Here is a 14418-nt window from a genome sequence, read left to right as displayed (position 1 = left end):
CTGCGGGGCCGGGCGCTGCCCGGACGGTGCCGTCGGTGCGGACGGGGCCGACCGGGTCGTCGGGGTCGGAGCGGTCGGAGCCTTCGGGCCCGGTGTGCTGGGCGTGCTCACGGCCGTGCCACCGGCGGCACCTCCTGCGGACTCTGTGCCGGCTGCGGCCTCCCCAGGGGTGCTCGGTCCCGCGACGGCGGCCGATCCAGGTGCCGCGTCGTCAGGCGTGGTGCCGGCTGTCCCGGTCTCCGGGGCGCGGACGCCCCAGGCCGCTCGCCAGCTGGAACCTGAGGTCGAGCCCGTGCCCTCAGGGAGCCAGGCGGGACGGTGCGCCTCGGGTGCCGCTGGCTTCTTGTCGGAGTCTTCAGGCTCGGCAGGCTTCACCACCGGGATCGCACCGGTCCAGGGCCACTGACGCTTCTGCCGCGGCGCAGCAGCAGCAGCCGCGGCCTCGGTCTCGGCTTCTTGCTTCTCGGCGAGCTCGCGCAGCTGGCGGCGCGTCAGCGTGCCGGCAGCGGGAGTACCGCCAGCAGGTGTCGGCACCACGGCATCGTCCGCACGGTCGGCGGGTGCCACGACGGGGCGGCGCCGGCGTCCTCGGGTGACGATCCCGTAGATCAGGCCCAGCACGACGAGCAGGACCCCGAGGGCGACGCCGGGCCAGAGGAGCGGCGTGGTCACCTCGCGCGGCCACGACAGGGTCAGCTGGGGAGCCGCTGCGTCTTCTCCCACGGCCGCGACGAGCAGCACCTGGTCGGTCGACGTCGCGTCCCAGTCGAGGGTGGCCGTGCCGGTCCCGCTCGTGGACTCGACCCACATGTCGGAGCCCGAGGGGTCAGGTCCGGGGGCGGCAGGGGCTGCAGCGTCGGTCTCGGCGGTCGCCTCGGTGCTGGGGTCGGCGGACGTGTCGGTCGCAGCGTCGGTCGCGTCACGCGTGTCTGAACCAGCGCTCGAGACCTTCGAGACCGTGAGGGTCTCCCAGTCCGAGGCGCCCGTCACGCGCAGGGCGGGGTCTTCTCCGACCCATCCCTCGACGTCGACCTGGGACCCGAGGGCGAGCACCACCTGGGCGTCGTCGGAGGACCGCGCCGTGATGGTCACGTCTCGGTCGACGAGCGAGAGGACCCCGGGGGCGGTCGTGAGCAGGGTGGCGCCGGACTGCTCTCCGGTCGTCATCACCGCCGTGTCGCTCGGACGCCAGACGGTTGCGGACGCGACGCCGAGGCCCGCCACGACGAGCCCGACGACCACGAGGCCGACCATAACGATTCTGTGCAGCACTGAGTGTTCCCTTCCGAACCAGATCTGTCAGCGTAGCGGCCACGGGCCTCGGGTGACGTGCCAGAACGCTCACAGGACCCGCCCCGGACCGGCCCGCACGAGCCGTGTTCACGAGACCGTCGAACGGATAGGGTGGTGGCGGACCGAGCCTGGACCGCAGTCAGCCCTCGTCAGACGACGACGGCCGGCGCTCACTGGCCTCTCGTCCCCACGACCTGATCTGGCATGTGAATGTTCAGTGCAGCATGCCCTACCCCGACCCCGGAGGTCTGCAGTGTCCGACGAACGTCCGATCTTCCCTGTCGTGATGCGCGGCTACGACCGCAGCCAGGTCGACGGCCGGGTGAGGTCGCTCGAGTCGGCCCTGGCAGACGCCCAAGCACGGATCGACGCCCTGGACGCCGACGTGCGACGCACCGGCGAAGAGCTCGTCGCCGCGCAGGACCAGCTCCGCGAGGTCGACCGTCCGTCCTACGCCGGGCTCGGCTCGCGGATCGAGCAGCTCATGCGCTCGGCCGAGGAGCAGTCGAGCGACGTCCTCGACCAGGCGACCCGGCAGGCCGAAGAGGCCGTCGAGCGCGCCCGCCTCACCTCCTCGCAGATGAAGGCCCGCGCCGAGAACGAGGCCGCCGAGATCCTCGCCGCCGCACGCCGCGAGGCCGAGGAGGTCCGCTCGGCCGCGGCCACCGAGGCCCAGACCACGACAGAGTCGGCCGAGCGCCGCGCCGAAGAGCTCGTCGGTTCCGCAGAGCGTGAGGCCGCGCGCATCCAGACCGCGATCACGACCGAGGAGACCGAGCGTCGGACGGCCCTCGAGCGTGAGCTCGGGACGCTGCGCGCGACCACGGAGCGGGAGACCACAGAGCTGCGTGTCACGACCGAGCGCGACGCTGACGAGCTGCGGACACGGACCGTCGCCGAGACCACGACCCAGCGCGAAGAGGCCGACCGCTACGCCCGCGAGCTGCGTGCGGCGGCTGACGTCGAGACTGCTGAGCTGCGCCACTCGACCGAGACCGAGATGGCCGACCTGCGCCGTACGACCGAGCAGAACGCCGCCGTGCTGCGCTCGACGACAGCCCGCGAGACGGACGAGCTCCGCCAGCGGACCGAGTCGGACGCCGCAGCCCTGCGGACCGCCGTCGAGGAAGAGGCGACCGCCCGCCGCAACGAGCTCGACCGCGAGCTCGCCACGCTGCGCCAGGACACCGAGGCCGAGATCGCGAAGCTCCGCTTCGGGGTCGACCAGGAGCTCGACGCGCTGCGCCTGCAGGCCGAGCACGACCTCAACGACCTGCGCTCGACCACGCAGGGGTCCGTCAACGAGCAGCTCGCGAACGCGCAGCTGCAGGCGTCGCACCTCGTCGAGACCGCGCAGCGCGAGAGCACCGAGCTGCGCGAGACCGCAGCCCGCGAGACCACCGAGCTGCGCGAGACCACGACCCGCGAGACCACCGAGCTGCGCGAGTCGACGACCATCGAGGCGGAGCGGCTCGTCTCGGACGCCCGCCGCGAGGCCGAGGACGTGCTCTCGAGCGCCCGCGACGAGGCGTCGACGATGCTCACCACAGCGCGCGAGACCCTCGCCGCCGCCGAGCTGGAGATCGCTGCCAAGCACGAGGCCGCCCAGCTGGCCGACACCGAGCTGCACGCCCAGAGCAAGGCCGAGACCGACAAGCTGCTCGGGGACGCCGAGCGGCACGCCGCCGAGGCCGAGCGTCGTGCCGCCGAGGCGCTCTCGACCTACGAGCAGATCCGCAAGGACTCCGACGCGCACGCGAAGGAGTCCGCCGAGACCGCGCGGGCGACCGCAGCCGAGATCCTCGGCTCGGCCCGCCAGCAGGCCGAGCAGACCCTGTCCGACGCTCTCGTGGAGTCCGAGCGTGAGCGGTCGACCGCCCAGCGCCAGGTCGACGACCTCAACCGCCAGCGCGAGTCCATCACGGCCTACCTGGACGAGCTGAGGTCGCTGCTCGGCAGCGAGGCGATCCCGAGCGCGCAGACCCTCGAGAAGGCTGCTGCGGTCGAGGAGTCCTTCGCCGCGGCGACGAGCGGCTCGGGACCGGCATCCGCTGCGGCCTCGGCCGACAGCACGAAGGACGGCGCTGACGGGGCCGAGAAGGCCCCCGAGGCGGCATCCGCGAGCACGGTGCCCGCCCCCAAGGCGAAGAAGGCTGCGCGACCGGCGCCCCTGTCGGCCGCAGGCACACCCGCTCAGCAGGCCCGCAAGGCTGCGTCGGGCAAGGGTGCACGCCCCGCGCCGGTCTCCGCGACAGGCACCGGGACGCAGACCGAGTCAGGCTCGTCCGACGCCGAGGCTGAGACACCTGCCTCGGACGAGACCGCCTCCCCCAACCAGGACTGACGGCAGCCCGGGTGTCCGACGGTACGAGCACGTCAGACGCAGCGTGGCGCGAGGAACGCTCGCGCAACGCGGCGCACCAGGCGGCCGAGCTCGAGCGACGCAGGTCGGTCGAGACGGCCGCCGCCCGCGAGCTGATCGCGGAGTTCGTCGCCAGGGCTGAGGCAGCAGGTGTCCCCACCCAGCGCCTGGTCGCCCGGGGCTACCGAGGCTCGGGCACGTACCGCACGTCGATCGACGGCTGGTACCTCCGCAAGAACCAGAGCGTCGGGATCGGGTCGGACGGCCAGTTCTACGTGCTCTCCGTCGAGGGCTCGCTGCGTGCGCGGCTGCGGGGCGCCACACCACCGCCGAGCGACCCTCCGCTGGTCCTCGGCCAGGGCGCTCGGGACGGCGAGTCGATCGACCTCGCCGAGGCGCTGGACCGCGCGCTGCACGGCACGACGGACGACCCGGCCTGACACGCTCCGTACGGTCAGCTGGTCGGGGTCTCGGGGCTCTGGGGCGTCGCCTCGGCCGCGCGCCGGAGCAGCCTGTCAAGGGCGGCCGCGACAGGTCCAGGGGCCTCGAGCGCACTGAGGTGGCCGGCCCCGGGGACCGTCACGAGCTCGGCGTCGGGGGCAGTGCTGGCCATGTGCTGGGCAGCCGCGAGCGGTGTGATGGTGTCGTCCTCCCCCACCACGACGACCAGGGGTCCGTCAAAGTCGGCCAGGACGTCGCTGCGGTCCGAACGGGTGGCCATCGCCCGCTGGGACCATGCGATCCCAGAGGGCTGCTGCTCGCGGATCCAGCCGGTCACGATGCTCGGCAGGTCCGGACGCTCCCGCACGCTCTCGTCGCTGAGCAACGAGGCGACCATGCCGAGTACGGCCTCGACCGAGCCTGAGGACTCCACCTCGTCGGCGACCCGTTCACGGTTGGCCCGGGCGGCCTCCTCGTCGGCGGTCGACTTGGTGTCGACCAGGGCGAGCCCCGCGACCAGGCCCGGGTGGCGCTCGGCGAGCGCCAGAGCGACATAGCCGCCCATCGACAGGCCGGCGACGACCACGCGCTCATGACCGGCGGCCTCGACCAGCGCGGCGACCTCGTCGGCCGACCTGTCGACCGACGGCTCGCCGTCGGGGACGGCCGCTCCCCCGAGCCCGGGGAGGTCTGGGGCGAGGACCTGGAGGTCCGTGGCGAGCGAGCCTGTCAGGTCGTCCCACATGCGGTGGTCGAGCGGGAAGCCGTGCAGGAGGACGAGCGCGGTCGCAGGGCCGGTGCTGCTGGAGGTGTCGGTGTCGTTCACTGTCGTCCTTCGCTGTCGGTCGGTCGTCGGCGGATGTCGGTGCGTCGCCGGCGGATGTCGGTGCTTCGCCGGCTGGGGTCCGTGCGTCGCCGGTGGCTCCTGGTGCGCTCACCTGGGAGGAGCGCGGGCGCGGCCCCCGGTGCTCGAGGGGCCTCAGCCCCAGCAGCGCAGGTGCCAGTGCCGGCGTGCGGCGAGCGCCGCCTCACGGCCGAAGAGCGACTCCGTGGCCCAGGCGACGACGTGCGCCGAGCCCGCAGGCACCGGCTGGTGGCAGCCCGGGCACGTGTAGGTCTTCTCGCTCGACCGGACGTTCTGCACGGTCCACTCCTCGCCGCGGCGGATCTCGGTGCGCCTACCCCCGGTGGCCCGCTCCATGTCGAGAGGGCGGGGTTCTTCGGAGTAGGGGCGGCGCGAAGAGCGGCGGGACGACGGCATCCCTCCAGTCTGCCTGTGCCGCACGGGCGAGACCAGCCGTGCTCGGTCGCGCCTGGCTGCGCCTGGCTGCGGCTGGTCGCACACAGCACGGCACAGTCGGCCTGGCGATGCCTCCCCGTCCCCGGCACACCCCGCCGCGCCTGGTCGGCCCGACTGGCCTGGCTGGCACCCGCGCTGCGCGTGTGTGGAGACCGTGACCACCTGGTGGGAGCCCTGCGTCACGCGCACGGACCCAGCCCGCGCACAGCCTGGGAGGCTACAGTTGACGAGGCCGTCGACCGCGGACCACCCCCAGATCGAAGGACTGACGTCTTGAAGCACCGCACCTCGCGCGCCGTGACCGCGCTCACCATCGCCACAGCGCTCCTGCTCGCCGGGTGCGGGAGCTCGAGCGACGACGACGCCACAGCGACACCGAGCGCGACGGACGCCGCGACAGACGTCCCCACCCCCACCGCCGAGGACATCGCGGCCCTCGACGCCGTGACCGTCACCGGCGACGCCGGCAGCGAGCCGACGCTCGAGTTCACCGCGCCGCTCACGGTCTCCGCCCCGACGGTCCGCGTCCTCGACGAGGGCACCGGCGAGGACATGACGGAGACGAGCCTCGCCTCGATGCACTCCGTCGTCTACAACGCGGGTGACGGCAGCGTCGTCGACTCCAGCTGGGCCGAGCCGGCCGCACCCGAGTGGGACCTGGCGACGGACTTCTCCGGCGTGCCTGCCCTCCAGGAGGCGCTCGTCGGCAAGAAGGTCGGGACGCGCATCCTCTTCGCGCAGACCGCGACCGACGGCACCACCTACCTCTACGTCTTCGACTCGGTCTCGGTCCGCGACACCCCGACCCGCGCCGAGGGTGAGGCCGTGACGCCGGCCGAGGGCCTGCCGACCGTGACGCTCGACGACACGGGCAAGCCGAGCATCGAGATCCCCGAGGGCTACACGGCCCCGGCCGACCTCGTCGTCCAGCCGCTCATCAAGGGCACCGGCCCCGTCGTCGCGGCCGGCCAGAACGTCCAGGTCCAGTACTCCGGCTGGAAGGTCTCCGACGGCGAGCAGTTCGACTCCTCGTGGGAGAACGGGTCGCCCTTCGTGGTCAACAACCTCGGCTCGGGCGCAGTCATCGCCGGCTGGGACCAGGGCCTCGTCGGCCAGACCGTCGGCAGCCAGGTCCTCCTGGTGATCCCGAAGTCCCTCGCCTACGAGGGATCGCAGAACGAGCTCGCTGACGAAGACCTCGTCTTCGTGGTCGACATCCTTCGCGCAGGCTGACACAGCTCCGCTCGACCGAGAGCCCCGGACCGTCACGGTCCGGGGCTCTCGGCGTCTGCGGGCGAGGCTGTGACCACGCCGGGGACGGACTGCTTCCGACCGCGTCGTGGTGCACGCGTGCCGGCACCATCCCTCGCGTCCTCGGTCTCGGGACCCCGCGTCCTCGGACCGGGACCTCGGTGCGATCTCGGGCCGCTCTGCGGGTCGTATCGTTGAGGGGTGACCGATGCCACCGCCCCCAGCCCTGCCCGTGAAGTCCTGACGTGGGACGCCTTCGGCGTCGCCACGCGTGAGATCGCCGAGAAGGTGGTCGCGAGCGGCTTCCTGCCCGACGTCGTCGTCGCCATCGCCCGCGGTGGTCTGCTGCCCGGTGGCGCTGTCGCCTACGCCCTCGGCACGAAGGGTGTGGGCACGCTCAACGTCGAGTTCTACACGGACATCGGCGAGACCCTCCAGGACCCCCGGGTCCTCCCCCCGCTCATGGACACCTCAGAGCTTCCCGGGTCGAAGGTGCTCGTCGTCGACGACGTCGCCGACTCCGGCCGGACCCTCAAGCTCGTCATGGAGATCATGGAGGCCAAGGGCGTCGAGGCCCGGTCAGCAGTCCTGTACTCCAAGCCGCAGTCGATCGTGACCCCGGACTACTCCTGGAAGGACACCGACCTCTGGATCACCTTCCCGTGGTCGGCGCAGCCCCCGGTCGAGGGTGCGCACACCGCTGCGCGGGAGTGAGCTGGCCCTGGGCGGAGCGGACGACGGCGCCCACGCAAGGACGGGAGCGCTCCTCCGTCCAGCCGCACAGGTCGGCTCCACACCCTGACGTATCGTGGTCGATTCACTGTCGGACGAGGGACACGTGTCAGACAGTGGTCGGCACTCGAGGAGTTGGTGATGGCTAGGCTCAGTGACGTCGCACGGTCTGAACGCCGTGACAGCATCATCGCCGCAGCCGCTGAGCGATTCTCCAGCCAAGGATTTCATGCGACGTCGATGGCTGAGATCATCTCGGACTCCGGAGTGGCTGCAGGCACCGTCTACATGCACTTCGCCAGCAAGGACGATCTGATCGTCGCGACGGCAGAGCAGGCTCTTGACGGGGTCGGACGCACTCTGGCTGGCCTTCTCGACCGCGACCCCGCTCCTTCCCTGGCGGCCTTTCTCACGTCGATCCGGACCTCGCTGCCGTCGGACGCCTCCGGAGCGCTCCGCGCTCACCTCGTCCTGCACAGCTGGGCGGAGACGAGCAGAAATCCTCGTCTGGCCGCCCTCGTGAGCGACCGCTACGACGCGCTGCTCGCCGGAGTGAACCCGTTGATCTCGATGTGGAGAGAGCGCGGTGAGATGCCGAGCGACCTTAGCAGCGCTGAGCTCGGTCGGGACCTCTTAGCCCTTGTGCAGGGACACATCGTCCAGGCCGCGGTGCTCAGTGGCGGGCGTGATCCACGGAGGCGCGCTGTCCCGGACGCCGGCTCTGACCCCCACCGGTAGTAGCGACGCGCCGCCCTGGTCGCACAGCCCGGCCACCCGCCGTCATTCGATCCCCTTCAGCGCACCGACCATGTCTACCCGCCTGATCCGCCTGCCGAGCAGCACCGTCGTCAGCAAGGAGAAGAACACGGCGATGAGCGTCGCGATCCCGATGCTGGCCAGTCCGATCTGCGCCGTGTACTCCAGACGTGCCGTCGAGAACGTCCCGACGTACATCCCCAGAAACCAGAAGCCAGCCGGTACACCCAGCAGCACGCCCAAGGCGGTCGCGACGATGTTCTCCCGGAAGGCCAGGCGTCTCAGGTCACGGGTCGTGAACCCGAGGACCTTGAGGGTGGCATAGTCGCGGGTGCGTTCGGTGAAGGCGAGTGCCCCGAGGCTGTACAGGACGATAACCGCCAGGAGAATTGCGAAGACCCGGATCAGCATGAAGATCCCGCCCAGGTCGGTGACCATGTCTGCAGCGTTGGTGCGCTGCGCCTGGAGCGTCAGGACGCTTACCACGTCAGCCCGTCCTCGCAGCTCGACGAGCGACGTCTCCTCCCCGACGAGCAGTGTCGTCGGTGTGAAGGTCTGCCCGAGGCTCTCCCACACCTCTCGTGACATGGTGAAGCCCTGCGGAGCGCTGCCCCTGACGACCTGATCCACTCGGAGGTCGACAGTCCCCTGGCCTGCTGGGAGCTCTAGCCTGACGGCATCACCAGCCGCGAGTTCGAGGCGTCGGGCCGTCGCCTCGCTCACCGAGACCACGCCTAGGTCTGCTGCGCTCCCGTCGAGCATCTCGAGGTGCACATAGTGTCCGTCGTCGAGAACCGTCATGGCGCGGTCGAAACCGTCCGTCGGATCTGTGCGCACGACGACCTCCTGAACACGCTGCCCGTCTGGCGCGACCTCCTCCAGGGAGTCGAGGTCCGCCGAGGCTGCCAGTGCGGCACGAGCTGTGTAGGTGCTCTCCTCGACGAACGCTGTCCTGACCTGGCCGTTCATGCTGTCGGCCATCCCGAACCCTGCGAACAGCAGCATCAGGCTTCCTGCGACGGCGACGACCCCCATACCGAAACGTGCTGGGTTGGCACCGCTGTCACGCCAGGCCCAACGGCTGCCATAGCTGGTCCGCGCCCAGACGCTGCGAGCACGTTCGAGGAAGACTCGGCGCCCCCGAGCGATCCCGGGTCTGAGCTGGTCCGCAGGTATGCCTCGGAGGGCCGGGCGCGCCGCGAGATAGGCGCCCAGGACACACACCGCTACGACCAGGACGAGCACGACCACGGGGACGGTGGTGTAGGCGATAGACCATCGCGGCATGGACAGCATCGCCTCCTGAGTACCGAGGACGAAGGTCGACATCACCGGTGCCACAAGTAGCCCGACCAGAGCACCAAGCCCTCCCGCCACGAGCCCGTACATCATGAAATGAGCACCGATGGACCGGGCCGAGAAGCCGAGAGACTTCAGTGCCGCGATCTCCCGTGTCTGCATCTCGACGAGCCGTCGGGTGGAGGTGTACATGGCGAGGACTGCCAGAAGCACGAAGATGAAGGAGAACAACAACGAGAGATTCCGGATCTGGTCGACGCGGTCGAAGGCTGTGGAGACAGTGGGATTCGACTCCTGCCCTGTGACCCTGATCAGCTCGTCCCCTGCAAGAGCAGCAATCTGATCTTGCATCTCGACGTCCGGCCGCGCGTCTACCCGCAGCACTGTCTGTCTCAGAGGTGCAGGGTCGAGGTCGGCGACCTCCGCTGCTGGGAGCAGCGCGTAGCTGTACAAGCTGTGATCGGGCGCCACCAGCGCCGGCGTTCCCGTGTAGTACAGCCTCTCCGCCGAGTGGTAGGTGCCGCTGACTGCGAACGACCGGGTCTGAAGCCCGATCGTCAGGTCGACTGTGTCGCCCACCTCGATGCCCTTCTCCTCGGCGAAGGGCACCGCCAACCAGATGCCCTGACCGTCGTGCTCGGGTCGAGAGCCCTCGTCGATCACCGGACGTGAGATCTCAGACGAGTCCTCCCCGAGGACCTCGATCTCGAGGGAGACATCGCCGTGGCTCGACGCCGCAGCACGGAGGAACGAGGCCTCTTCGACAGCGTTGACACCTTCGAGGGATGCGACGTCGTCCGCGAGCGCTCCGGCCGCGCCCGTCGTCGTCACCCACACGTCAGCAAGGTTGGTCTCGTCGGCGAGCTCTTCGAGCTGGTTGCTCAGACCGTTCCACGCACCTTCTAGCCCCGTATAGATCAAGACGGAGAGCAGCGCCATGAGGAAGACGGCTACGAACTGAGACGCGTAGCGACGGAGATCGCGCACCAGCTTGATGGTGAGGTACCGGCTCACCAGTCGATCTCCTCTACTGAGATCGGTACCTGGTGCTCGACATGCGACTGCACCCGTCCGTCATGGAGGGTGACTGTGGCGTCACCGACGGCTGCGACAGAGATGTTGTGGGTGACGACGACCACCGCTGTCTGCGTCGTCCCCGCGATGCTGCGGAGCAGTGCGATGACCGCGCGCCCAGTCTCCGAGTCCAGTGCACCTGTGGGTTCGTCGCAGAGCAAGAGCCGAGGTCTCTTCGCGATCGCCCGGGCGATCGCGACCCGTTGCATCTGCCCACCGGAGAGCTCGGAGGGGAACGATCGTTCTCTTCCAGCCAGGCCCACGCTCGCCAGCGCGTCGTCCGGTGACATGGCGTCCCGGCTGTACTGCGACCCGATACCGACATTCTCGGCTGCCGTCAGGTTCGGGATCAGGTTGTAGTGCTGAAAGACGAACCCGACCTGCTCACGGCGGTAGAGCGTGAGCCGGGCATCGTCAAAGGAGCTGATCTCTTCACCTGCTGCGACGATCGTCCCCGAGGTCGGCGTATCCATACCGCCGATCATGTTCAGAGCTGTCGACTTCCCAGAACCCGACGGCCCGAGGACGACCGTCATCTTCGCGGGCTCGATACCGAAGCTGACATCGTCGAGAGCGGTGACGTCTTGCGCGCCGGTGCTGTATTTCTTGACGACGCGGGAGAGTGAGATGAGCGTCATGATTCCTTCCACCAGCCGTTCAAAGACGAAAAGTAATTGCTGCTCGTTCGCGCAACGTCAGTGGGGATTCTTGGGCGAGGATTCTCTGAGCTACTGCTTCCCTGCTCTGAGCAATGTCTTCTCGCGCCTCGGAGACCGCAGCCCGAACGCTGGACACCTGCGGAAGCCCCAGCGCGTGGATCGCCGCCTGGACCCGGTCCTCGATCGTGCCGCGGACCACGTGGACGCCGAGATCGAGAGCAGTGAACTCACGGAGCAGCTCCGTGTCGGACAGCGTGCGGTAACGCTCAGAGACAGGCCGGTGACCATCCGGGTTCATGCTGAACTCGATCGGGAGATGGATCACGTCGGTGTACGTGTCGCGGGCGTGGAATCGGGCCATGACGCCGTACGCCCGGACATATCGTTTCAAAAATGGCAACGACGGGACCGTCACAGCAGCCTTGACCAGCTGCTGAGGGATACCCGCACCTGGGTTCAGTCCGATACGGGCTCTCACTGCCGCGTATGCCCACTCGTTCAGCACAGACCCGTCCGAGATGAAGCCGGTCTCGTGGAGCTCCGCCTCGGCCCTCAGTCGCTCTCCAAGCCGACGAAGCCCGAGCGCCAAAAGCTCCTCGGCACTCATGTGGTGGAACTTCCGTCCTGGGTACAGTGACGTGAGGATCTCTCGTGCGGACTGCGCGCTTACTAGTGGCATCCCAGTGGCCTTCGAAAGCGCAGTGGCTGTCGTGGTCTTACCGGTTGAGTAAGTGCCAGACACGACAACGCGTCGACCGTCCTTCACAGTGCCTCACTCGCCGCGTCTGGCAGGATATGCGCGACGTCCGCGATGGCATCGATCCCCTGCCCGGCGGCCGCCAGTCGGAGAGTTCGCCACACGGCTCCACGGACGACTACCTCATCGGCCTTCAGGATCTCGACGCGGACGTCGACCAGCTGGCCGACCTTGATCCAGGGACGGACGAGGTTGATGTCGAACCTCCGGAGCCAGAAGACTGCGCTCTGGTCACGAGACATGTGGTCGTACTCATACGCGATCGCCTGGGCGAGCTGGGCGAGGCATACGATCGCCTCACAGACCGAGAAGACCTTGGAATGAGCGCTCTGGAGCCCACGGAATCCGTCCGCGACTCCGCTCGACGCCGCAAGCGCCCCGAGCCGGGCGCGCATCACTCCCGCTTCGAGGTCGATGTCGATGTCAGTGATGTGCTGGACCCGACTCCGCAGATGCCCCGCGAAAAAACCCGGACTCGGCTCCTCCGCCCGGAGAGGAGTCTCTGCCGCGACCGGCACGACGGTCAGGGAGACCTTCATCGTCCCGACCACCACGGAGCAAGCAAAAGCGCGATCTTCTGGCAGCCAGTCGACGCGAGCCTCTACCGGGACAGCGACCAAGTCGTCCGTGGAGGCGGATCCCGCCCTGACCGACGCCGAGGTGACCATCAGACTCTCGAGCTCGACCGGCTCTTGCTGGAGCACGACCTCGAGCGCTAGACCAGCCAAGGAGACAGCATCGATCGTGCTGAGATGCCGCGAGACGACCCCCGCCTCTTTCGAGGACCAGGACCCGTCCTGCGTCACCGTGCTGATGCCGGTGACAAGACCCCTGACCAGGGTTTTCGTCGTGAAGGAGTAGGTCGAGCGACGGTGCCCGTCCCCAAAATAGCGTTCCCCGGGGGCCCCCAACGCGTGGTCGATCGTCGAGTAGTGGCTGGCCATGAGCGATCCCCCTGTCCGCCCAAACAGAGCCGAATGAGCGTTTAGTGTCAAAATAGACCAAGGGGACAGTGCTGTCAAACACCGAATATCACTCGGAGCGCCTGTAGTCGCTCGTCGTGTCCGAGATACGACACCAGGACCCGACATGGGTGAGGATCTCGATATCGGTCCGGTGACCCAGCCGGACCCGTCGGCTCCGGCTCCGGCTCCGGCTCCGGCTCCGGCTCCGGCTCCGGACAGCCTGGACCTGCTGGTATGCGAAGAGGCCCGGACCTGCAGATGTCTGCAGGTCCGGGCCTCTCGGAGGTCGGGTGAGGCTGGGTGGCTCTAGAAGTCCCAGTCCTCGTCTTCGGTGTTGACGGCCTTGCCGATGACGTACGACGAGCCGGAGCCGGAGAAGAAGTCGTGGTTCTCGTCGGCGTTGGGGCTCAGGGCGGAGAGGATCGCGGGGTTGACGTCGGTCTCGTCCTTGGGGAAGAGGCCTTCGTAGCCGAGGTTCATCAGCGCCTTGTTGGCGTTGTACCGGAGGAACTTCTTCACGTCTTCGGTGAGGCCGACACCGTCGTAGAGGTCCGCGGTGTACTGGACCTCGTTCTCGTAGAGCTCGAAGAGCAGCTCGAAGGTGTAGGCCTTCATCTCGTCGCGCTCGGCGGGGCTGAGCTTCTCGAGGCCCTTCTGGTACTTGTAGCCGATGTAGTACCCGTGGACGGCCTCGTCGCGGATGATGAGGCGGATGAGGTCGGCCGTGTTGGTGAGCTTCGCGCGGCTGGACCAGTACATCGGCAGGTAGAAGCCGGAGTAGAAGAGGAAGGACTCGAGCAGCGTCGAGGCGACCTTCCGCTTGAGCGGCGAGTCACCGTGGTAGTACTCGAGGACGATCTCGGCCTTGCGCTGCAGGTTGGGGTTCTCCTCCGACCAGCGGAAGGCGTCGTCGATCTCCTGCGTGGAGATCAGCGTGGAGAAGATCGAGGAATAGCTCTTGGCGTGGACCGACTCCATGAACGCGATGTTCGTGTAGACAGCTTCCTCGTGCGGCGTGATGGCGTCAGGGATGAGGCTGACGGCACCGACGGTCCCCTGGATGGTGTCGAGCAGTGTCAGACCCGTGAACACCCGGGTCGTCAGCTCCTTCTCGACAGGAGTGAGGGTCGCCCACGACTGGATGTCGTTGGACACCGGCACCTTCTCAGGCAGCCAGAAGTTTCCGGTGAGCCTGTCCCAGACCTCGGCGTCCTTCTCGTCTTCGACACGGTTCCAGTTGATCGCCTGGACCCGGCTGACCAGCTTGAGCTTTCCGGTGGACATCGCTCTGAACTCCCTCTCCCACCGACACCGGTGGGGACTGACCAAACACCAAGAACCACACACCAGCAGGCACGAACCCACCAGCTTCCAGCAACACCCTAAGCCCCACCGCACCGCCCGGACCGAGCGTCCAGAACAGTGCAGGTCGGGCGGCTGTCCGGCATCTGACGCCCCGAAGAGCACCGACGCCCAAGCACCACACAAGAGGTCTCACGACCCCTCAGGCCCCAGACACCACCCCGCAA

12 protein-coding genes and 1 pseudogene are annotated in these 14418 nt (G+C 68.6%); 5 read left to right on the top strand and 8 right to left on the bottom strand.

The genetic code is table 11. The features are described 5' to 3' along the window. A pseudogene (locus HZZ10_RS17880) lies at positions 1-1254 on the bottom strand (hypothetical protein); the annotation flags it as partial. A gap of 292 nt (positions 1255-1546) precedes the next feature. Here HZZ10_RS17880 and HZZ10_RS17875 point away from each other — a divergent pair. Both HZZ10_RS17875 and HZZ10_RS17870 read left to right on the top strand, forming a co-directional pair. Then, positions 1547-3637, top strand: coding sequence for a coiled-coil domain-containing protein (locus HZZ10_RS17875; RefSeq protein ID WP_179914546.1), 2091 nt, complete (start codon positions 1547-1549; stop codon positions 3635-3637). An 11-nt stretch (positions 3638-3648) separates the two neighbouring features. After that, entirely contained in the window at positions 3649-4095 is a 447-nt protein-coding gene (locus tag HZZ10_RS17870; protein WP_056137023.1) for a hypothetical protein, read from the top strand. A 14-nt stretch (positions 4096-4109) separates the two neighbouring features. Here the strand turns inward: HZZ10_RS17870 and HZZ10_RS17865 are convergent, their stop codons facing one another. Together HZZ10_RS17865 and HZZ10_RS17860 are read right to left on the bottom strand one after the other, a co-directional pair. Next, positions 4110-4922: an alpha/beta fold hydrolase gene (locus HZZ10_RS17865; protein ID WP_179914545.1), complete on the bottom strand. Its 813-nt coding sequence runs from the start codon at positions 4920-4922 to the stop codon at positions 4110-4112. Positions 4923-5075: 153 nt separating this feature from the next. Continuing rightward, on the bottom strand, positions 5076-5357 hold the full coding sequence (locus HZZ10_RS17860) for an Rv1322 family protein (RefSeq protein ID WP_082544239.1): 282 nt from the start codon (positions 5355-5357) through the stop codon (positions 5076-5078). A gap of 312 nt (positions 5358-5669) precedes the next feature. On the opposite strand from HZZ10_RS17860, the gene HZZ10_RS17855 reads away from it, so the two are divergent. From HZZ10_RS17855 to HZZ10_RS17845, 3 genes are all read left to right on the top strand, one after another. Next, a complete protein-coding gene (locus HZZ10_RS17855; protein WP_056137015.1) occupies positions 5670-6629 on the top strand; it encodes an FKBP-type peptidyl-prolyl cis-trans isomerase in 960 nt (319 codons plus the stop codon). A 219-nt stretch (positions 6630-6848) separates the two neighbouring features. Then, complete coding sequence (locus HZZ10_RS17850) at positions 6849-7361, top strand: phosphoribosyltransferase (protein WP_056137013.1); 513 nt, start codon at positions 6849-6851, stop codon at positions 7359-7361. Positions 7362-7520: 159 nt separating this feature from the next. After that, positions 7521-8117 carry a TetR/AcrR family transcriptional regulator gene (locus HZZ10_RS17845; protein ID WP_082544238.1) on the top strand — a complete coding sequence of 199 codons (597 nt, stop codon included), beginning with the start codon at positions 7521-7523 and terminating at the stop codon, positions 8115-8117. A 42-nt stretch (positions 8118-8159) separates the two neighbouring features. Here HZZ10_RS17845 and HZZ10_RS19940 read toward each other — a convergent pair whose 3' ends face one another. The 5 genes from HZZ10_RS19940 to nrdF form a co-directional block, all read right to left on the bottom strand. Next, the gene (locus HZZ10_RS19940; RefSeq protein WP_179914544.1) at positions 8160-10448 is read right to left on the bottom strand and encodes an ABC transporter permease; all 2289 of its coding nucleotides are present in this window, start codon (positions 10446-10448) and stop codon (positions 8160-8162) included. Beyond that, positions 10445-11146 carry an ABC transporter ATP-binding protein gene (locus tag HZZ10_RS17835; protein ID WP_056137006.1) on the bottom strand — a complete coding sequence of 234 codons (702 nt, stop codon included), beginning with the start codon at positions 11144-11146 and terminating at the stop codon, positions 10445-10447. The genes HZZ10_RS19940 and HZZ10_RS17835 overlap by 4 nt, the downstream gene beginning before the upstream one ends. A gap of 19 nt (positions 11147-11165) precedes the next feature. Further along, on the bottom strand, positions 11166-11909 hold the full coding sequence (locus HZZ10_RS17830) for an AAA family ATPase (protein WP_200945533.1): 744 nt from the start codon (positions 11907-11909) through the stop codon (positions 11166-11168). Between the two features lie 20 nt (positions 11910-11929). Further along, on the bottom strand, positions 11930-12868 hold the full coding sequence (locus HZZ10_RS17825) for an AvrD family protein (protein ID WP_179914543.1): 939 nt from the start codon (positions 12866-12868) through the stop codon (positions 11930-11932). 327 nt (positions 12869-13195) lie between these two features. Further along, a complete protein-coding gene (gene nrdF / locus HZZ10_RS17820; RefSeq protein WP_056136999.1) occupies positions 13196-14173 on the bottom strand; it encodes a class 1b ribonucleoside-diphosphate reductase subunit beta in 978 nt (325 codons plus the stop codon). Positions 14174-14418 lie beyond the last annotated feature (245 nt).

The organism is Sanguibacter inulinus (assembly GCF_013415325.1).
In the GTDB taxonomy this organism is placed as follows: Bacteria; Actinomycetota; Actinomycetes; order Actinomycetales; family Cellulomonadaceae; genus Sanguibacter; species Sanguibacter inulinus.
Note: the sequence above shows the minus strand (reverse complement) of the source record. Positions and strands in the feature narration are given on the sequence as shown.